The sequence below is a fragment of the Paenibacillus sp. J22P277 genome, assembly GCF_059383675.1.
This window is the reverse complement of sequence record NZ_JBXENS010000006.1, coordinates 411,562-431,808: the sequence shown is the minus strand read 5'-3', so window position 1 is coordinate 431,808 and position 20,247 is coordinate 411,562. Positions and strand designations below refer to the sequence as shown.

Below are 20,247 nucleotides of genomic sequence, written 5' to 3'. Positions count from 1 at the left end.
CATGGAATCAAAGTTCGGAAGGGGGGCGGCGATTGGAGACGAAGCCTAAAGTAACCATCGATGACGTCGCCAGAGAAGCGGGGGTTTCCAAATCCACGGTTTCTCGGATCATCAATAATGTTTCCGGCGTTAAACCTTATACCAAATTAAAGGTGAACCGGGTGATTGAAGAGCTCGGCTTTACGCCGAATATTACGGCGAGAAGCTTGAAGACCAAGCTGAGCCGGCAAATTGCGTTAGCCATTGACGATATCCGCAACCCTTATTACCCGGAGCTCGCTTGGGCTGCCGAACAAGTGGCGAAGGAGAATAATTTTCGGTTAGTACTGATCAATCATTACGGCAATCCATCCGAGGAGCTGGCGGTCATTAAGGAAGCAAGCGATATGCGCGTGGACGGGATCGTCCTGCTTTCGATCAGCCATCCGAAAACGTTAACCAAGGTTATTAAAGAAGCGGCTGTCCCCGTTGCTTTAATTGGAAATTACCCGGAAGATATGCCGGCGGATTGGGTCGGGCTTCGAGAGAACGAAGGATACTTGGCGATGGATCATCTGATCCGCATCGGCAGAAGGCGAATTGCGTTTGCCGGAAATACGACGCTGCATCGCGGAGACCGCTATACGGCTTACGTGCAGTCGCTGGCCTCTCACTTTATGGCGTTCAATGACGCTTTGGTGTATACCGGCGAACGGCTGGCCATTGATACCGGCCTTGAAGCGGCCCGTTATTTCTACCAGTTAAACGAAAAACCGGATGCGGTGTTCGCAGCCAATGATCTCGTGGCCATCGGAGTCGCTCAAGGTCTGATCAGTCTTGGTTTGCGCGTGCCGGAGGATGTGGCCGTCGTTGGAATCGACAATATTCCATGGTGTACGTTGACCACCCCTAAACTGAGTTCGGTTTCAAATTTAGTGGCGGAAATGGGTCGCATTGCAGTGGAGAAGCTGATACTTCGTATCGGCGAGGAGTCAAGAGCCTTTGAAAGAATCATATTGGAGCCTCGGTTGATCGTGAGAGAATCCACAGTCAAACAGTTGTAGGGGCTTTCAACGGGGCAGCCTAAGCAATGCCAATTGGACGCGATGACCGAAAAAGCTGGAGACATTCGGCGTAAACCAGCGTTGTCAGTTTGTGTAATCGTCTTACCTCTAAACTTGTGACCGCATAATACGATGAACGCGATTGCGTGATATTGAAATAAGAGGCCAATATTAAAAAACTCGCGAGCTGAAGCTCGCGAGTTTTTTGCCTGTCGAGACAAGTTACACACACGACGTGAACGCCGGCGCGACCATGCTGGCGTCTGCAGGACTTCAAGCCATCGACGGGCTGAATTACGTGCTCGGCGAGTATGATAACGCGTCCGCGAACTTGAAGTCCGTCATCCGGAAGTTCAAGTCGCGGACGATGGGACGACGCTCAAAGTACGGCTACGATGCAACCGGATAAGAGGAGATATTCCTCCTTATCCGGCGTGCATCCAGAAAGCAGGCGAAAAATATGAAGGTAGAGATAAAGAAAAACAACGATCGCCACCCTGCCCAGTCCGTCAGCAGACCGCCGATCTTCGAACCCGCCGCGAACGGACAGAAACCGTCGTTACTTGATTGTAGCCGTTTCGTTACCGTTCTGTCATTCCTGTCGAGGCTGGACTAGGTAATATGAGGTTGTAAATGTACCGCGCTTGTCTCGATGAAAATAAGAGGTGAAATTCTATGTGATGATGAACAAATCGAAACACGCGTATAAATTAGCCGCAAAGCTGGCCTCGACCGGATTGATCGCGGTAAGCTCCATGAAGGCATCGCGGCATACGCTCACGGCAGTGAATGAAGGTCAAAATAAAACGAAAAGCTCTTGAGGAGGAAATGAACATGAAAAAGAAAAACAAGGGAGCCGCAGCGCTGCTGCTGCTGCTGGCTGTTGTCGCCGTATCCGTACCGGCCGTAGTGTCCGCAAACAGGGCGAATCATGCTGAACAGGCAGTACCCGTCGTTGCACAAGCGAATCAAGCTGACCAAACCGTCTATGAGAATACCCAATATGGCTTCCGTTTCACGCTGCCGGACAGTTGGAAAGGGTACACGATCGTAACGGACAAATGGAATGGTCAGGATGCGACTGACGGTAAGGTCGTAGAAAGCGGCGCGTCCATCGGCATCCGCCATCCCGAATGGACAGCCGACAAGCCTAGGCAGGATATCCCTATATATGTCTTTACGATCGATCAATGGAACGCGCTTCAGCAGGAGAAGTTTTTCATCGGCGCAGCGCCTATGGGACCAAGCGAACTAACTCGCAATGACAAATACGTGTTCGCGCTTCCGGCGCGTTATAACTTTGCCTACCTTGATGGCTACCAAGAAGTGGAAGACATCTTGAAGGGCAATCCCATTCAACCGATGTAAACGAACATACTATATGTCTTAGCAGCCTTAATGCGATTTAACGGCGGTTGCTGTCTGATTCAGGTTCAACAATCGCCATAAAAAAGAAGGATCGCCGAACTTCGCGGTCCTTCTTTTTTATAGTGGGAGAGCTCGATTTTAGAACGTATGCAGCTTGAACTAACGATCAGTCGATCCGTTTCGCGGCTTGAAGCAGTTGATACAATACCTTGGCGGCTGCTTCGCGCGTCGTCGCTTCGGCAGGGCGGAAGAAGTGGCCGCTTTGAGCCGCGATACCGTTCATCAGGCCGGCTTCGGTGACGGCTTGAATGTCCTTGATCGCATAAGCGCCGAACGTTCCCGCATCGTTGTAGACGATGGCGCCGCTTGACGCAGGATTGGCATGCAGCAGCTTAAGCGAGCGATTCAGCATGACGGCCAAGTCTTGGCGGCTGATGGCCGCGTTCGGCTGGAAGCGGCCATGGTCGCCGGTCACCAAACCTGCCGCATACGCAGCGGCAACCTCGCCGGCGAACCAATCGTCCGAGCTCACGTCCGTGAACGGAGCCGCTGCTTCCTGCACCTTCAAGCCGAGCGCTCTGACCAGCATGGAGGCAAATTCAGCTCGCGTTACGTTGCGCTTCGGCGCGAACGTGACGGAGTTGACGCCGTTCATGACGAAATCGGCGGCGAGCTTTCGAATCTCGTCTTTGGCCCACGAAGCCCCGATGTCCGAGAACGCGACGTCTCGTTTCGCCGCGGCATAGGTCGAGAAGCCGGGCCGCGCCACGGTCACGATCGTGCCGCCTTCCTTGCCGGACGCAAAGGTTGCGGGCGCCGGACGGACGTCGCCGTTATCTTCATACAGGGCGCCGGTCGCCGCGGCTTGGCCGTCTCCGTCGATCCGGAAGGCGCGTATTACCGTATCGTTGACGGAGAGCGAAATCGGCGTTTCGCGGTCATCCTTGACGCTGCTCGCTTCGAAGGCGATCGGCGTTCCGATGACAGTGGCATCCGGATACGCGGTTTCAAAGCGCTTGACGCTGTCTGCTTGCGGCTTTATTCGGATGACAAGGCCTGCGTCCTCCGAGATGCTGCCCAGCGCGGACGTCGGAAGCGCGACGGACGCGCCGTTCCAGGCGAACACGACCGAGCTGCCCGCAGGCGCGGCTTTCAAACGCTGCGCTTGCGCCGATGTGAAGCGCAGCGCCGCTTCGGCGGCTTCGGCGGAAGATACGTCGACGACGATCGCGGCCGAACCCTTAGCTCCTTCAAGCGCCCGGTCAAGGTCAGCGTCGTCAACGGTTACGGTTAAGACTCCGCCGGCCGAGCTAGTCTGAGCCTTCAGCGAAATCGGCGTCTGAGGGGCTGTAATGACCGACGCCGTAACGTCCGCAACATTATCCGCCGGCGCCGGGTCCGACGTTTGCGGCGTACCTGGATACGCGTTGCCGCCGCCCGGATTTCCGCCCCCGGGATTTTCGCCGCCCGGGTTTCCGCCGCCCGGCTGCTCTCCTCCGCCGGCATAATCGTTGTCTACGTTAATCGTCATATTCGAGAAATGAACCTCCGACGTAAAGCCGAAGACGGAATACGCCGTAACGGCGGATAACACGTATTGTCCGTCGGGCAGCGAAGGGAGCTCAAAACTGCCGTTAGCGCCGCTATCCTGTTCGGCGGACATGTAACTGCCGTTAAAGTCTTCGATGACATAGTCGCCTTTCGGCATATATTGATCCACGCCGTTCTTGGCGCTCTTCCAGTCGGCGAGCAGCCCGTAATAACGGCCGTCGTTGTCCAGCAGGGCGAGCTGGAGGATATTATACCCTCCGCCGTTGTAATGCAACGTGATGTCGATTGGCGATTGCGGAGATACGACCCTGTTCGTGACGTCGATACCCCCGAACGCGTTCTCGTTATCGAGCGATTTCTTCCCGATGTGGAAGACGAACGGCAGGTGGAGGGTCGGGACGCCTTCGCTTTCCAACACCACGGTTCCTTCGTAAACGCCTGGTTTGGCGTCCGGATTTGCTTCGACGGACAGGCCGAAGGTACGGGCTTTTCCTGCGCCAAGGGCGATCTTGCCGTCCGCATCCAGACCGGTCAGCTTGACGGAGACGCCGTCCCAGACCGGGGTGCTGACGTATCCGGGCTTATTGGTGAACTCCTGGTGAAGCTCCGTCTTGGCGGCGTAAGTCACGGTCTTGTCGGTCACGCTCTTCAGCTGAAGCGTGCTCGCGGCCGCGGCATCGCCTGCCGGATCCACGACGCCGAAAGCGACGCTGCTGGCTTCGCTCGGAAGCGTGATCGGCTTCATGTCCTTGTCCATGATCGTAATCTCGTCCAACGATTTCAACAATGCTGCCGTATGCAGGGCATTGGTCAGATCGGCGCGCCCGGCGCCTTGCGAATAAGCATCGTACGGCGTGCCGTTCTCGTCCGCCAAGGGATCGGACGTATTCGCGAGCGCCGCCCGGACGTCCGAAGGCGTCCAATCCGGAAATTTATCCTTCAGCAGCAACGCGAGGCCGGCGATATGCGGCGTCGCCATGCTGGTTCCGCTGTAACGGTCGTATGCCTCGGCGTAATCGGCATCCGGGTGCGCCGCGCCGTAGGCGGGAACCGACGACCGGATACGGTGGCCGGGCGCGACGACGTCCGGTTTGATGCCCAATCTTCCGTCTTGGTTCGGCCCGCGCGAGCTGAATTCCGCCATGGTATCGCCGGGCAGGGAGACGCTCTTGAAGGGCTTGTCGAACGTCAGGGTAACCGGTGCGTCCGGCTGTTGCAGCATGGCCCGAACCAAGGCGCGGCCTTCCTTGCCCGCGAGGTCGAAGGCGGGGATGAAGTCGTCGTATTCGCCTTGGAAGCCCATGTACCCGATCGGGCCGTCCCGTCCGGGGATCGATTCCGAGAGATCGACGGTATTCGGCTGCCAGACGTCACGGGTATCGTTGGTCGTGCCGTTGAAGATGACGACCGCCTTGGCGCCGTGCTGCTTGGCGAGGACGATTTGCTTTCCGAACGGAAGGATCTGGCTGCTGTGCGTCCGCGTGACGATGACGATTTTGCCCGTTACGTCCTTCCCGAAGTAATCATTATCCGACCCGAAGCCGAGATAAACGGCTTCGATCGGATCGGTTCCCAACTTGCTGGCGAAATCCGTGCCGGACGCCCAGGCCATCGCGCGAAGCGCGTACGATTGGCCGGTCAGGGAGCTGGAGGCGAGCGTCTCGTAGGTGTCGATCTCGCTGGTGGCGGCGCCGACCGTAATGCCGAGCTCTGCCGTCGACGGGGAGCCGAGCGAATAATAGTAAGGCGCGTCCATGGCGGCGTTGCCCGCCGCGATGACGGGGACGACGCCGGCGAGCGCGGCGTTGTTGATGGCAACCGCCTCCGCGGAATACGGATCCTTGGTCGCATCGTCGCCGAGAGACAGGTTGATCACGTCCATGCCGTCCTTGACGGCGTGTTCGATGCCGTCGACGATCATGGCCGAGGTGCCGGTGCCCAGCACGCCGCCCAATACTTTATAAGCGTATAAGTCCGCTTCGTAGGCGACGCCCTTCTGCAGGAAATGGCCGTCGGCGTTCGCCGCGCGTCCCGCGATCGTGCCGGAGACGTGGGTGCCATGGGCCGTACCCGCGACCAACTCTTCGGGAATGGCGATGTCTTCATAGGGGTCGTCGTCGTTGTAGAAGGAATCGTGCCCGCCTTTGAACGCGTCCTTCAGGTCGGGATGCAAGTAATCGATGCCGGTATCGATGACGCCCACTTTGAGCCCTTTGCCGGTGTAGCCCTCCGCCCAGGCTTCGTCAACGCCCAATTGCTGCAGGGGCGTCATATCGATCCGCGAATCCTCCGCTTTCGCCTCGTAGGATGGCACCGGCTTCGACGTATAGGTCAAGTTCGGATAGATCGCGCTCACGCCCGGTAGCTTCGCCAGTTGGGCGATGCGGGTGCCCGGCAGCGTGACCGCCATCCCGTTCAGCACCTGACTGTACCGGTAGCCGATGTCAAGGGACAAACCGCTGGCCTTGGCGGATTTCAAGAAAGCGGCTTGCTCGGTCTGCACCGCTTTCGCGGTCGCTTCGGCCGCCAGCGCTTTATTGCCCTTGCCCGCGGCGTATTTGCCGACGGCGGCAGGCGGAGCGCTCAATTGCACGATGACGCTGACCGCTCCCGTAGAAGACGTATCGATTTCCGGCGATATGAAGCGGCTGGCCGAAGCGCTCGGAGCGGAAGCCAAGCTGCGCTTCCAATCGTCCGCGAAGGTCTCGAACAGGTTCAATTCCGGATCCGCCGAGGCGGCTGCCGGAAGCAGGCCGTTCGGCGAAGCGCCGGCGGACACGGAGTAGGCGGGCTGGAACAGGGAAGCCGTCAAGACGGTCGTGGCGATAATGATGGACGATACCTTAGGAATTCGTTTCTGCATGCTCTTCAAATCCAGGTCCCCATTTCATAAAAGTTGTCGCTCTCGCATGGAAAAATTACGATTCGATATCGAAGGCGTCGATCGACACGGCAGTGCCGGCGGAGCGCTCATGCTTCTTGCCGCTGTTCACGACGCGTACGGTATGCGTGCCCTCGGCGAGCGTCTCCGACTCGAAGACGACTGCTTCGTACTGACGATCTGTCCGATACAGGTCCACCGATGTCGCCAGTTGTCCGTCGATATAGATATCCGCGATGCCGCGGCTGCCGCCGACGGGCGCGAGGAGGCGAATCTTCGTTCCGGCGAAGACAAGCTCGGCGAAATCGTCTTTTGCAATGGAAGTCGTGACGGAATGGCCGGAGTATACCGTGCTGAAGCTCGTCGCCCACGTGCCGTCATAGCGCACCTCGGAGAGTTCGGCGTCTTGAACGAGATGTTTGACGATGAACGCATCGACATTCACGAACGCGGGATCGTCCTTTCTGGCTCTCGGATCGGTCTTGCCCGTCCATTCGACTCGGATCGTATGTTTGTCGTAGGAAACGGTCTTCTTGAAGAGCGCTTGCCGATTCGATTCGGCCTCGCCGTACAAGGACACGGATGCGGCCAGCTTGCCGTCGAGATAGACGTTGGCGATGCCTTGCTGCGGATTCTTGGTTCCGATCCATTCGACGTAGCTGCCTTCGAAGGCGAGCTCGGCATGGCCCGGGGCGTCGATGCGCTTCGCGCTTCCGCCGGAGAGGGCTTCGTCAGCTGCGGTCTCCCAATCGCCGGCGTACGTCACGGTTTCCGAATCGTCCTCGTAGGTGCCGGAGGCGTTGGCGTGCTGCAGGCGCAGCGTGAAGCCGCCCGATCCCGCGAACGCGTAGACGTTCACGTAATAGGTGCCGGTTTGCTTCGCGAAATAGGTGAAGCCTTCGCCGGACGTTCCCGGATGTTCGGAAGCGGCGACGATGCCGGCTTTGCCGTGGACGGTAACGGCGGAAGGCGAGTAAAGGTAGAGATCGAAGTCGGTGCCTTCGTCCCCGGTCAGCTCCGCCTGAATCGTTTCGCCGGCGTGCAATTCGACGGCGTACACGCGGTCTGGATCGGACGCTTCGTCGAGACGCTCGCTCACTTCCGGCACCTGGAGCGGCGTGCCGGGGATATCCTTGTCGGATACGGCCCGATAGGCGTCGATCAATTTGCCGGACATGTTCGTGTCCGCCAGGGAGCTTACTTTCTTCCCGCTGTTCATCAAGCGCTGGATCGTCAGCTTCGCGTCGTAGGACGGATTGACGCCAAGCACCAAAGCAGCCGCGCCGGCGGCGTGCGCGATGGCCGGCGAGCCGTAGTTTCCAGGAATATCGTAGTCCGGCTTATCCAGGATCAAGGTGGTTTGAGCGAAGGGATCCCGGGCAACGATAACGTCGCCGTGCGATGCATCCGGCATCGGAACGGATTGTCCGGCATATATGGTCCCGTCGGCGCCCTGCAAATCGTAATAGCCGAAATAGCCTTCGGTCATATAATCCAAGTGGAGCACGTCCTTCACGAAAGGCGACGCTTCGCTTCCGAAGAGCGCGTCCCTGCCCGTAAGGAGCAGTCTCCCGCCCGCTTGCAGGTAATTCGTTACATTCGCCTTGTCGGACTCGGTCAGCACCGAAGGCGCATTCGGATCCGGATTCATGCTCGCGTTGGCGTAACCGGTGAACCATACGACGATGTCGTAGGCTTGCATGGCTTCGAGAGCAGGACCATTCTCGTTTTTCGGCACGGTCACGACGTCGAAGGTGCCGCGCGCATCGTCGATCGGAATGCCGTCCGTCTCGTAGCCGGCGGTCAGCAGGAAGCTCTTGTACAGTTCGAGGAAGCTCCGTTCCTCCTCATTGCCTCCGACCGAGTTGTCGTCCTGGACGAGCAGGACCGACGGTTTGTCCGCGCCTTCGCCCAAATATTCGAGCGCCGCACGGAAGGAATCGGTCTGGAACGGCGGAGCGAAATCCTCGAAGCCAAGTCCGTTATAGATCGCTCGGTATGCGCCGGTGTCGATTTGGGCCGCGTAAGCCGGGTTATCCGAAGGCATGGTCGTTAACGTGTCATGGGCCGGCGCGGCGATCTGAACGGTCTTCTTGCCGTAGCTTGTCGGCGAATTGCCCGCGCGCCCGATGCCGTTGACGGTCAGCACGTTCGGGAGCTTGTAGGAAGCCGGGTAGCTCGGGATGCGGTCCAGGTCGTCGCCGAAGTCGCCGGGCTGCGCGACGAACAGCATGTCGGAGCGCTGGAGCGCGTCCAGGATCAGCTCGCTCGGTTCCCAGGTCACGAAGTCCAAGACGGCGATGTCGGCACCCATCTGCTCGGCGTAGGCGATGCCCGCCGCGATTTGCGAGAACGTTCCGCTCCCCGACGTCGAAGAAAACGTCTTGATCGGGAGGATCTTCGCGTTCGGGGCCACGCCCGCGATCCCGACGGCGTTGTTGACGGAGGCGGCTACGATGCCCGCGATCGTCGTCCCGTTCTTGGCCGGGTCTTTCAAGCCGTCGTCGGCATCGTTGTCGTCATGATTGAAGTCCCAGCCGTGAACGTCGTCGACAAAGCCGTTGCCGTCGTCGTCGATGCCGTTATCCGCGAGCTCCTTTGGATTGGTCCAGATGCTGTTCGCCAGATCCGGATGATCGCCATCCACGCCGTCGCTGATTACCGCCACGACGACATCCTTGCCGGCGTCCTGCAGAAACGGCCAGGCTTCCGGCGCGTTGATGTCGATATCCAGGCCGTCGGCGTTATTCAAGGCCCACTGATTGGGAAATAAAGGGTCGTTCGGGATGAGGGGAAGTAACTCGGATGATACGGATGCCGGCTCGTTCGCGGAGGTCATGCCGGTCGATGCGATGGATTGCGATTGCGGCGCCTGAGATGCCGGGCCGACTTGCGATGCGCTGGCCCCGGTTGCCGCCGGCCGGGACAGGAATACCCGGTCGTCCGGCTCCGCGAACAAGACGTTCGCGTCGGCCTTTAATCGGGCGAGGACGGCGTCGATATCCGTGCCTTCGGGCAGTTTCAGAACCTCGGTGCCGAGGCTCGGCAGCGTTCGTGCCGGCGTCAAGCCGTAATTCGCGGCGAGCGCCGCCGCGTTCGTTCCGTCTTTATACTTAACGACGATGCTGTCGGCTTTGGTGACCGCGCCGGAAGGTCGCGGTATCGGCTCCAAGCGGGGGGCAGCCGGAACCTGGATTTCCGGCTCCGCGTCGTTACCGCGTTCCGGCAGCAGCGTCTTTCGGAGTTTATCGGGGGATGCGGTTCCTTGCGCCGACGCGACCCCTTGACTACGCGAATCGAGGTCAGAGGCGAGGGTGCCGGAAACCAAAACGGAAGTGACCAATAAGGATAAGCACAAGGATTTCTTCAATTGACGCTTCAAGTCGGTATCTCCTCCTGGTGAATCGTTCTGAACGAAATTGCCTCGCATCGGCTGCGATAACGTTGCTCGCTCTGAATCGTATGCAGTTGCGTTTAAGAGAAAATAGGACCGGAACTTCCGAATCCGCGCAAGGAAGGATGATACAAATGCAGGTTGTCTTTAGGGAATAAAATCTCCTCCTTACATGAACTAGGCAGAATTCGAATTTGGTGTAAAGTAATGTGACGTATACTGTCCGAAATTCTGAGAGAATTATATAATTCGCGAATCCCTAGCGTCAATAAGTTTATTTTTTTAAACTAATATGAAAAAAACCTGAAAATATATGTGAGATTTAATTACATCCAGTAGGGACGGTGGAACGCCTTCATAGGTGTTTGAGAATCGACCGTGACTCCGCTCGCGATGAAATTCCCTATCGAAACGGGCACGCGGTTAAAGGGAGGCATGAATGCGTGGAATGTCGTGAACGAAACGGTATCTACCGACTCTCGCAAATATATAACGCTTACAATTACGTAAACGATCGTTAAGCAAGTAAAAAGATGCGCGTTGTTCGGAGCTTTTTCGGATGCCTATAATGAAAGCGTAACCAATTAAAAGGATCGCCACGTGAAAGGGGATGGCTATGAAGAAAGGAAAAGCCAATCGATTCGGAGCTAGAGTCGGCACATTCGACAGGAAATGACATGCCGCCGAACATCCGGAGAAGATGTGCGTAATCCCATTGTAGAAGAAGAGGAGAGACACGGTGCGCATGCAAAAATACAGCATCAGAAGCATGTCGGTAAGAAAATTTCTTTATATATTGCCTTTTATGATTCTTCTATTCATCTTCGCTTACTACCCGCTATACGGGTGGATATATGCCTTCTTTGACTACACGCCGCCAATTCCGCTGTCGGAATCGCCTTTTGTCGGGCTCAAGTGGTTTCGGTCGTTAGTCGAAAACCAGGTTAAGATCGATCAGCTGCTGCAGGTCATCAAGAACACGTTCGGCCTGAGCGGTCTGAATTTGCTCTTCTCGTGGCTTCCCATGGTGTTCGCCATCTTTCTGACCGAGATCAAGGCCGTTCGTTTTCGGAAGTTCATCCAGACGGTCACGACCCTTCCGAACTTTATCAGCTGGGTATTGGTCTATTCGCTGGGCTTCTCCATGTTCTCCAGCGAAGGGATCGTCAACGGCATGCTTCATCAGCTCGGAATAACCGATTCCCCGATCTTGTTCCTCCAGAGCTCCAACCATGTGTGGTTGACGATGTGGATGTGGACGACCTGGAAAGCATTGGGATGGTCCGCCATCCTGTACATCGCCGCGATTATGGGAATCGACGATTCGCTTTACGAGGCGGCCGAAGTAGACGGCGCGACCAGGATGCAGGTGATCCGGCATGTCGTGCTCCCGAGCATGCTGCCGACGTATTTCGTGTTGCTGATGCTGCAAATCGCGAGCTTCCTGAACAACGGCCTGGAGCAATACTTCGTCTTTCAGAACGCGTTCAACAAGGACAGCATTCAGGTTCTGGACTTGTACGTATACAACCTGGCCATGGGGGGCGGCAGCTATTCCGTATCCGTCGCGATCAGCATGCTGAAGAGCTTGATCAGCGTCGTGCTTCTCTTTTCGGTGAACAAGCTGTCCAAAATCTTAAGAGGGGAGAGTATCGTATGAGCGACAATCTGGCCGAGCTGGAACAGAATGCGGCGCATCCAATCCGATTGGATAAAAAGACTCGCTTTCAAGTCAGCGCGACGGACAAATTCATATCGGTCGTGATCTATACGCTGTTTTCCCTGTTCGCGCTTCTCTGCGTATATCCCTTTTACTCGATCATTATCAACACCATCAGCGCGAACGATATCAGCGCCAAAGGCGAAGTCGTGTTTTTCCCGAAGCATATTCACTTCCAGAACTACGTGGACGTGTTCAAAATCCCGGGGCTGGGCGCCGCGGCGCTCGTCTCATTGGGAAGAACGGTGATCGGAACGACGTTGACGGTCGGCGCTTCGGCTTTCCTAGGATTCATGTTTTCCCAGGAGGATATGTGGGGGCGGAAGTTCTGGTATCGATTCACGGTGGTCACGATGTTCTTCAATGCAGGGATTATTCCATGGTATTTGACGATGCGCTCGCTGCACCTGACCAATAACTTTCTGGCTTATATTTTGCCGACGATCGTCGCTCCTTTTTTTATCATCCTGGTCAAGACGTTCGTGGAATCGCTGCCAAAGGAATTGCAGCAGGCGGCCAGCATCGACGGGGCCGGGATCATGACCCTTTTCTTCAGGATCATCCTGCCGATAAGCAAGCCCATATTGGCGACGGTCGCGATATTCGCGGCGGTGGATCAATGGAACTCCTTCCAGGATACGCTGTTGCTCGTGACGGAAAGCAAGCTCTATAGCTTGCAGTTTATTCTGTACAACTACATCAATCAGGCGAGTTCATTATCGACCATGGTCAACCTGCAGAACGCCGGCTCGACGACAATGGCAAGCCTGGCGACCAAGCAGACGACGACCTCGATCCGAATGACGGTGACTATCATCGTCGTGGCGCCTATCTTGCTGATTTATCCGATTTTCCAAAGGTTTTTCGTGAAAGGAATTATGATCGGTGCGGTGAAAGGCTAACTTGCGCATGCACGATTATAATAATTTGATCAAGCGGGGGTTGCATATGAGCAGAAATAGGAAAGTCGTCAAGAAATCGATGGTCGCCTCGGTGGCCGGTTTGTTCCTGGTGTCGGCCGCATTGACAGGCTGCAGCAACGGAACCGATAATACGTCGGCATCGGGCGAGCCGTCCGGATCCGGCACGAACGCAGGCGCAACGCAGACCGCCGGCGCGATCGATCACAGCAAGCCGCTTACCATTACCGTGTTCGACAATGCCGCCAATTATCAAGGCGAACAGACGGGATGGTACGGCAAGCTGCTCAAAGACAAGTTCAATATCACCTTAAACATTCTCGCTCCGCAGGTGGCCGGCGATCAGCTGTACAAGACCCGTACGGCGGCGGGAGACCTGGGGGATCTGCTGATCGTCGATAACAGCCAGTTGGAAGAACTGATTCCGGCGGGTCTCGTCATGGATATGACGGATAAAATCAAGACTACGAAGTATCTGTCCCAGTACGTGGACAACCATTTCAAACCGTTCAACGCCGGCTTCGACAAAGTGAACCCGGAAGGCAAGATCTATGGTTTGCCGACGTTCGAAGCCGACACGTCGCCGACGACCTTCTCGGAAGAGATGCCTTACTCCAGCCCGATCTTGCCCTGGAATTATTACAAGGGCGTCGGAGCCCCCAAGCTTAACAATCTGGACGATTTGTTGAAAGTCCTGAAGCAAATGCACGATAAATATCCGAAGAGTCCGGACGGCAAGCCGATCGTGCCGATCACCCTATGGAAGGACTGGGACGGCGGCAGCATGGAGAACGTCCGCTGGCTCAGCAACTGGTACGGCTTTGAACAGCCGGACGGCACGACGACGATCCAGTTGAACGCAAAGGGCGATATCGTTCCGCTCGTCGACGATAACAGCATGTACAAAAAGATTTTGCAGTTTTATTTTAACGCCAATCAGATGGGACTGGTCGACCCCGACTCGCCGACCCAGGATTGGAATAAAGTATCCGAGAAGTTGACCAACAATCAGGTTCTTCTCACCTGGTATTCGTGGCAACGGGGCTTCTACAATTCCATCGAGAGAGGCAAAAACGGGGACGGCATCGTAGGGGTTCCGATTGCCGACACGCACCTGATTCAAAGCAGCGACGCCTATTACGGCAACGGAATGGTATTCGCTATCGGCGCGAAGGCGAAAAATCCCGATCGCATCCTGGAATTCATGGATTGGCTCTCCTCCCCGGAAGGGCTGCGTTACTACACGAACGGCTTTGAAGGCTTTAACTACGAGAAGACGGAGGATGGCAAGTCCAAGCTGACCGAAGTCGGACAAAGCGCTTTCCAGAAAAACACGCCCGTTCCGGACCAGTACGGCGGCGGCGGCTACCAGGACGGACAGAGCAAAATCAACAGCATGATCATGAGCGACTTCGTCGTCGATCCGGATACGGGAGAATTCTATAACAGCACGTATTGGAAATCGACGATCGAAGCGAATAAGACGGCGCTGACGACGGATTGGCAGAGCACGTATAACGCCGAGAACCCGACGGATTATTATCTGAAGAACAAGATGATCGACGTCGTGCCCAATATTAACACGAGTCTTGGATCCGATTCGTCGGATATCAAGAACGAGCGCAGCCAGATCTCGGACTACGTGAAGAACACGTCCTGGAAGATGGTATTCGCGAAAAACCAAGCGGAATTCGACCAGCTATGGACCAAGATGCAGAAGGACGTGGATGGCCTGGGTTGGAAGGATGTCTTGGCAGCGGATACGGTCAAGGCTCAGAAGATCGTGAAAATGCGCGCCGACGCGTTAGCCAACAAGTAAGGTTCGACGAAATGAATCCCTGGGGGATGTGTATTTAACCATAAATATATATCCCTCTTTTTATTGCAATCAAAGGGGGACGTTCCATGATACTGGCATGCGGCAATTACATCCTGCTCTTCAAAGAGGGCGGCATCGAGGTGCGGAAAAACGACCGAATCCTCTATTTCAACAAGAGACCGATGTTCGTGACGGTAAAGACCGCGTTTGCCGTCAACGAGTTTTACGACGGCGCTTACGCCGATATCGCCGCTTCCGGCGGAAAGATCGTGGCCCGGGGCACGATGACCGTGCCGTCCGGTTCGGCATTCTTCTTCACTGACGTATACGAAGCCGCAGGCGCCGGGTTCAAAGTAAGCCGGACCGTGGAGGTGCTGGAGGCAGGAGACGACCTTGGCTTCTCCACCAAGGTTTCTTTGATGATGGAAGAATCGGATAACGTCCGCGACTACAACTGCTTCGCGCCCGGCGTCTGGTACAAGCAAAACGAATTCGCGCCCGACTCCGCGATAGGCAAAGATTTGGATAACGAATATTTTTGGCGAATGGAGACCCGTTACGCCCTGCCGCTGTTCGCCATGCAGCATATCGCTTCGGGAGAAGCGGCGGCGCTGTCGCGCTGGGCGGCGGACGCAACCCTGCCGTCTACGGATATCGTAAGGTCGGAAAACATAGCGGACCCGAAGTGCACAGTCGGAGCCATCGGGATGAGCAAGCCGGAGAACAAGACGCTGAACTATATGTACTACGGCTATGGCATACGCAAGGAAGTCGAGACGGAGGCAGCCGGCCTGTCGATCGACTATGTGTATCCGGGCGGCGACGGGGAGTTGCCTGTGAACAGATCCTATGCCGGCCTGGATTTCCGCCAGAAACCGAAAACGTTCCAACGCGTGAATCATCCCGTAGCGGCCGGCTTTACGCAAAGTTACGCTGTCGCCGTCCATTTCGGCCATTACGGCGGTTTTCAGCCGATGATGAAGGAGCTCTGGCGGGTTACCTATGACCGCCTGCGCGACAAGCTTTTCGAAGTGGATAACGAACAGCATTTCCGCAACGGCATGAACATCTTGACCCGGTACACGCGGCAGTACGGAGATTCGTACGGGTTGCCTTTTGCCTGCCAATTGCCCGATATGGATATCTCGAGCGTTTCCTTTCAGTTCGGCTTCGTGGGTCAGCAGCCGGGCATCGGCTATCAGCTGCTTCGATACGGCGACAAGGAGAACGTACCCGAAGCCTATGCTAAAGGCGTGGGCGTGATCGATTTTTGGGCGCATGCGGCCATGACCGAATCCGGCCTGCCGCGGATGTGCTACAATCCGACCCTCCGGGGGTTCGAGCCGTACCCGCACTATATCCGCATGCTGGCCGACGGGATCGAGGCTGTCTTGGACGCGTATCTCTATATGAGGGAGAAGGGCGACGAGCGGCCGGCTTGGTTGGAATTTTGCAAAAGGACCGCCGATTGGCTGTTGTATATTCAGAATGAAGACGGAAGCTTCTATCGCGCGTATTACGCCGACAGCTCCATCCGCATGGACTCGAAGTCCAATACGCCAAGCGCGATTCGTTTCCTTGTGCAGTTTTACCTGGTGTCCGGCGACGACAGCTATCGAACCGCCGCGATCAAAGCCGGCGAATGGTCTTACGATAACAATTATCGGACCATGGAATACCGGGGCGGCACCTGCGACAACTCGGATATCCAGGATAAAGAGGCCGGCATCTACGCGTTATTCGGCTTCCTTGCCCTCTATGATCTGACCGGCGAGGAGCGTTGGCTCGAAGCTGCGATCGGAGCCGCCGACTATACCGAGACGTGGACCTATGCCTGGACGTTCCCCGTGCATACGATATGGCCGAAACATCCGTTTAATCGCTATTCGATCAGCGGTCAGAGCATCATTACGATCGGCGGCGGTGCCGACGTGTACATGGCCGCCTGCTCGTATACGTACTACAGGCTGTATGTCATCACGGGCGACGAGCACTATCTCGATTTCGCCGAGTTTACTCATAAGAACACCCGGCAGTCGACCGATGTCGATGGCAGCATCGGATACGCCATGCCCGGCCTGGGACACGAAAGCGGCAACTTTGCGACCCAAACGCTGCAGAGCCACTACCATTGGCTGCCGTGGTGCACCTTCGTGGAGGTCGATCCTTCATCGAGGCTGCGCGACACCTTCGGCGGTTACGAGATCGCGGATGCGCAAAAGCTCCTTCCGGAGGAGAGAGCGAAGAGAAACCGCATTTACGATACGTTCGGAAGGGGAGCCAGGATATGAAGAAACAAGGATTCAACCCTTATCTGCCGTCATGGGAGTACATTCCCGACGGCGAACCGTACGCTTTTAACGGCAGAGTCTATGTCTACGGTTCGCACGACCGATTTAACGGACATGCGTATTGCTTGAACGAATATGCCTGCTGGTCGGCTCCCGTGGCGGATCTGGCGGATTGGAGCTACGAAGGCTTGATTTACGAGAAAACGGACGACCCGCTGAATCCGGACGGCAGCATGTGCCTGTACGCGCCGGACGTCACGGTCGGCCCCGACGGGAGATATTATCTCTATTACGTGCTCGATAAGGTGTCCGTCGTATCGGTGGCGGTCTGCGATACGCCGGCCGGAAGGTATGAATTCTACGGGTACGTCCAGCATGCCGACGGCACGCGGCTGGGAGAGAAGGACGGCGATGAACCTTCTTTCGACCCGGGCGTGCTGACGGAGGGAGAGAAGACGTATTTGTACACCGGCTTCTGCGCGGAAGGCGACCGGTCAAGACGCGGCGCCATGGCGACGGTGCTTGGTTCGGACATGCTCACCATTCTGGAAGAGCCGGTATGCGCCTTGCCAAGCGAACCGTATAGCGACGGGAGCGGCTTCGAGGGACATGCCTTTTTCGAGGCGCCTTCCATAAGGAAGAAAGGCGATACGTATTATTTGATCTATTCTTCTATCGTCATGCATGAGCTGTGCTGCGCGACCAGCAAATCCCCGACCCGGGACTTCGTCTATCAAGGCGTCGTCATAAGCAATAACGATCTTCATATCGATTCGTACAAGCCGGCGAAAATGCCCATGTACTATGGAGGCAACAACCATGGCAGCATTGTGGAATTGAACGGGAAATGGTACATTTTCTATCATCGGCATACGAACGGAACGAATTTCAGCCGGCAGGGATGCATCGAACAGATCGCATTCCGGGAGGACGGCACGATTGTCCAGGCGGAGATGACCTCCTGCGGTCCGAACGGTGGACCGCTCGAAGGCCAAGGGAAGTATCCCGCGTACCTGGCCTGCAATCTGTTCTGCCGAGACGAAGCGCCGTATACGGGTGCTCCCGGGGAATGGATGGACAGCCGATTTCCGAAAATCACGCAGGATGGCAAAGACGGGGATGAAGAAGTCGGCTATATCGCCAACATGAGGGACTCCGCGACGGCAGGCTTCAAGTATTTCCGCTGCGAGGGAATTCGGACAGTCCGTATTACCATACGCGGCTATTGCCGCGGCGCATTCGAAGTCAAGACATCGTGGGACGGACCTGCTCTCGGAAGGATTCCGGTCGACTTTACGAACGTATGGCAAGCCTATTCGGCGGATGTCATCATTCCGGACGGCATTCAAGCGCTGTACTTTACGTATAGGGGCACAGGGGGTGCAAGCTTGGCTTCGTTCGCGTTGGAATAACGCAACATCATAGATGAACGTTGTTCGGACCGTTCGCGCTAGCCTATAATGAGAGCGCAACCATGGCAGAGGCAAAGCCGATGATGAGGGGATGGCTATGAACAAGGGTAGGACTCGTTCGATGTTGGCTCTGGTTTCGGTCATGATGCTCATGGCGGCGCTAGCGGCCTGCTACGGCAACGATAATACGGACGGCAGCGGCGGCAATGCGTCTCCGAGCACGGAAGCGACGGCGGGGCCTTACGGCAAATACGACCCGCCGATCGAGATCACGACCGTCCGCAACCTGAGCGACATCGTCGAAAACAACGTCCTGGGCGTGCTGAAGGACGAGAAGTTCGAGGATAACCGTTGGAGCCGGCTTTACTATGACCAGCTCGGCGTCAAGATCAAATATAACTGGGTTGTCAAAGGCAACGACACGTCGGATCCGTATTTGCAGAAGGTGAACGTGATGCTGGCCTCGGGCGACCTTCCGGACGTCATACCGGTCAACGCCACGCAGCTCAAGCAGCTCGCCGACTCGGGTCAGATCGAGGACATGACGGATTTGTACAACGCGTATGCTTCCCCCGAGCTCAAGGCGATCCTCTCCGAGGAGGGTTCGGGACCGTTCGACGCCGCGACGTTCGACGGCAAGCTAATGGCGATTCCGCAGACGGGGTCATCGATCGAGCAAGCTCAGTTCGTCTGGATTCGCACGGACTGGCTGGATAAATTGGGCCTGCAGCCGCCGAAAACGACGGACGACGTCCTGGCGATTTCGAAGGCTTTCGCCGAGCGCGACCCGGACGGGAATCACCTGAAAGACACGTTCGGTCTCGCCATTACGAAGGAGCTGTTTGGAGGATCGATGGGGCTTGAAGGTTTCATGGCCGGCTACGGCGCTTTTCCGAATATCTGGCTGGAGGGCCCGGAAGGCAAGCTGGTGTTCGGCAGCATTCAACCGGCGATGAAAAAGGCGCTTCAAGCCCTGCAAAACATGTACAAAAACGACGAGTTGGACGAAGAGTTCGGCGTCAAGGAGGGCACCAAGGTATCGGAAGTCATCTCGAACGGCAAAATCGGGATGGAGTACGGCCAGCAATGGAATTCCATCTGGCCCCTGCAATTGAATAAAAACCACGATCCGAACGCGCAGTGGCGCGCTTTCCCGATCGTCTCGGAATCCGGCGAACCGGCGAAGGTTCCTCTCAAGTTCAGCACGACGAAGTTTTTCGCCGTCCGCAAAGGCGCTGCGCATCCCGAGGCCATCATCAAGCTGTTCAATATGCACGTGGAGAAGAACTGGGGCAAAACCCAGGAGAACGATTATTACTATGCTCCGCCGGATGCGGAGAGCGTATGGCAGCTGTCGCTGGTCCAGCCCGCGCCGACGAAAAAAAATCTGGAGCTGTTCCGAACGTTGGACGACGTGCGCAGGACGGGCGACAAGTTGAAGCTGACGGGAGAAGCAAAGGTCATTCAGCAGAAGCTCGACGCATACGCGTCCGGTTCCAAGGAGGGATTCGCGCTATGGGGCTGGGAACGCATCTACGGATCCGAGGGAGCGGAGGGCATCGTCGATCAGTACGACAAAAACAAGCAATTTCTCTTGGATAAATTCGAAGGCGCTCCGACCGCTACGATGGTGGAACGGCAAACGACGCTGGAGAAAATGCAAAACGAAGTATTCGTCAGGATCATCCTCGGCGCGCCGATAGAGGAATTCGACAAGTTCGTGCAGGATTGGAACAAGCTTGGCGGCTCGCGGATTACGAAGGAAGTCAACGATTATTACGCATCCATGAAGAAGTAGCCTCATGCAAGTTGGGAAATGCGAAGGAATAGGATTGAATCGATTAGACA

General features: G+C 56.4%; 11 protein-coding genes. 9 read left to right on the top strand and 2 right to left on the bottom strand.

Annotated elements, in window-relative coordinates:
- Window positions 1-32: 32 nt before the first annotated feature.
- The 3 genes from AC50YL_RS22685 to AC50YL_RS22675 all read left to right on the top strand — a co-directional run bounded on the left by AC50YL_RS22685 (window position 33) and on the right by AC50YL_RS22675 (window position 2,411).
- Window positions 33-1,043: a LacI family DNA-binding transcriptional regulator gene (locus AC50YL_RS22685; RefSeq protein ID WP_494834916.1), complete on the top strand. Its 1,011-nt coding sequence runs from the start codon at window positions 33-35 to the stop codon at window positions 1,041-1,043.
- A 205-nt stretch (window positions 1,044-1,248) separates the two neighbouring features.
- On the top strand, window positions 1,249-1,452 hold the full coding sequence (locus AC50YL_RS22680; protein WP_494834915.1) for a hypothetical protein: 204 nt from the start codon (window positions 1,249-1,251) through the stop codon (window positions 1,450-1,452).
- A 425-nt stretch (window positions 1,453-1,877) separates the two neighbouring features.
- The gene (locus AC50YL_RS22675; RefSeq protein WP_494834914.1) at window positions 1,878-2,411 is read left to right on the top strand and encodes a hypothetical protein; all 534 of its coding nucleotides are present in this window, start codon (window positions 1,878-1,880) and stop codon (window positions 2,409-2,411) included.
- Window positions 2,412-2,577: 166 nt separating this feature from the next.
- On the opposite strand, the gene AC50YL_RS22670 is transcribed toward AC50YL_RS22675, so the two are convergent.
- Window positions 2,578-6,825 (bottom strand): S8 family serine peptidase, encoded by a 4,248-nt coding sequence (locus tag AC50YL_RS22670; RefSeq protein WP_494834913.1) that lies wholly within the window; start codon window positions 6,823-6,825, stop codon window positions 2,578-2,580.
- A 55-nt stretch (window positions 6,826-6,880) separates the two neighbouring features.
- Window positions 6,881-10,225 carry a S8 family serine peptidase gene (locus tag AC50YL_RS22665; RefSeq protein ID WP_494834912.1) on the bottom strand — a complete coding sequence of 1,115 codons (3,345 nt, stop codon included), beginning with the start codon at window positions 10,223-10,225 and terminating at the stop codon, window positions 6,881-6,883.
- 757 nt (window positions 10,226-10,982) lie between these two features.
- Between AC50YL_RS22665 and AC50YL_RS22660 the strand changes: the two genes are divergently transcribed.
- The 6 genes from AC50YL_RS22660 to AC50YL_RS22635 all read left to right on the top strand — a co-directional run bounded on the left by AC50YL_RS22660 (window position 10,983) and on the right by AC50YL_RS22635 (window position 20,197).
- On the top strand, window positions 10,983-11,897 hold the full coding sequence (locus tag AC50YL_RS22660; RefSeq protein ID WP_494835286.1) for an ABC transporter permease subunit: 915 nt from the start codon (window positions 10,983-10,985) through the stop codon (window positions 11,895-11,897).
- Window positions 11,894-12,859, top strand: coding sequence for a carbohydrate ABC transporter permease (locus AC50YL_RS22655; RefSeq protein ID WP_494834910.1), 966 nt, complete (start codon window positions 11,894-11,896; stop codon window positions 12,857-12,859). Before AC50YL_RS22660 ends, AC50YL_RS22655 begins: the two co-directional genes overlap by 4 nt.
- A 46-nt stretch (window positions 12,860-12,905) precedes the next feature.
- On the top strand, window positions 12,906-14,696 hold the full coding sequence (locus tag AC50YL_RS22650) for a type 2 periplasmic-binding domain-containing protein (protein ID WP_494834909.1): 1,791 nt from the start codon (window positions 12,906-12,908) through the stop codon (window positions 14,694-14,696).
- Between the two features lie 86 nt (window positions 14,697-14,782).
- Window positions 14,783-16,987 carry a hypothetical protein gene (locus AC50YL_RS22645; RefSeq protein WP_494834907.1) on the top strand — a complete coding sequence of 735 codons (2,205 nt, stop codon included), beginning with the start codon at window positions 14,783-14,785 and terminating at the stop codon, window positions 16,985-16,987.
- Window positions 16,984-18,399 carry a family 43 glycosylhydrolase gene (locus AC50YL_RS22640; RefSeq protein WP_494834906.1) on the top strand — a complete coding sequence of 472 codons (1,416 nt, stop codon included), beginning with the start codon at window positions 16,984-16,986 and terminating at the stop codon, window positions 18,397-18,399. Before AC50YL_RS22645 ends, AC50YL_RS22640 begins: the two co-directional genes overlap by 4 nt.
- Before the next feature lie 121 nt (window positions 18,400-18,520).
- A complete protein-coding gene (locus AC50YL_RS22635) occupies window positions 18,521-20,197 on the top strand; it encodes an extracellular solute-binding protein (RefSeq protein WP_494834905.1) in 1,677 nt (558 codons plus the stop codon).
- The last annotated feature ends 50 nt before the right edge of the window (window positions 20,198-20,247 follow it).

What these genes read in the sequence shown, in the direction of transcription:
- AC50YL_RS22640 (WP_494834906.1), top strand. Translation starts at nt 16,984, where the DNA reads ATGAAGAAACAAGGATTCAACCCTTATCTGCCGTCATGGGAGTACATT.
- AC50YL_RS22650 (WP_494834909.1), top strand. Translation starts at nt 12,906, where the DNA reads ATGAGCAGAAATAGGAAAGTCGTCAAGAAATCGATGGTCGCCTCGGTG.
- AC50YL_RS22635 (WP_494834905.1), top strand. Translation starts at nt 18,521, where the DNA reads ATGTTGGCTCTGGTTTCGGTCATGATGCTCATGGCGGCGCTAGCGGCC.
- AC50YL_RS22675 (WP_494834914.1), top strand. Translation starts at nt 1,878, where the DNA reads ATGAAAAAGAAAAACAAGGGAGCCGCAGCGCTGCTGCTGCTGCTGGCT.
- AC50YL_RS22655 (WP_494834910.1), top strand. Translation starts at nt 11,894, where the DNA reads ATGAGCGACAATCTGGCCGAGCTGGAACAGAATGCGGCGCATCCAATC.
- AC50YL_RS22660 (WP_494835286.1), top strand. Translation starts at nt 10,983, where the DNA reads ATGCAAAAATACAGCATCAGAAGCATGTCGGTAAGAAAATTTCTTTAT.
- AC50YL_RS22670 (WP_494834913.1), bottom strand. Translation starts at nt 6,825, where the DNA reads ATGCAGAAACGAATTCCTAAGGTATCGTCCATCATTATCGCCACGACC.
- AC50YL_RS22645 (WP_494834907.1), top strand. Translation starts at nt 14,783, where the DNA reads ATGATACTGGCATGCGGCAATTACATCCTGCTCTTCAAAGAGGGCGGC.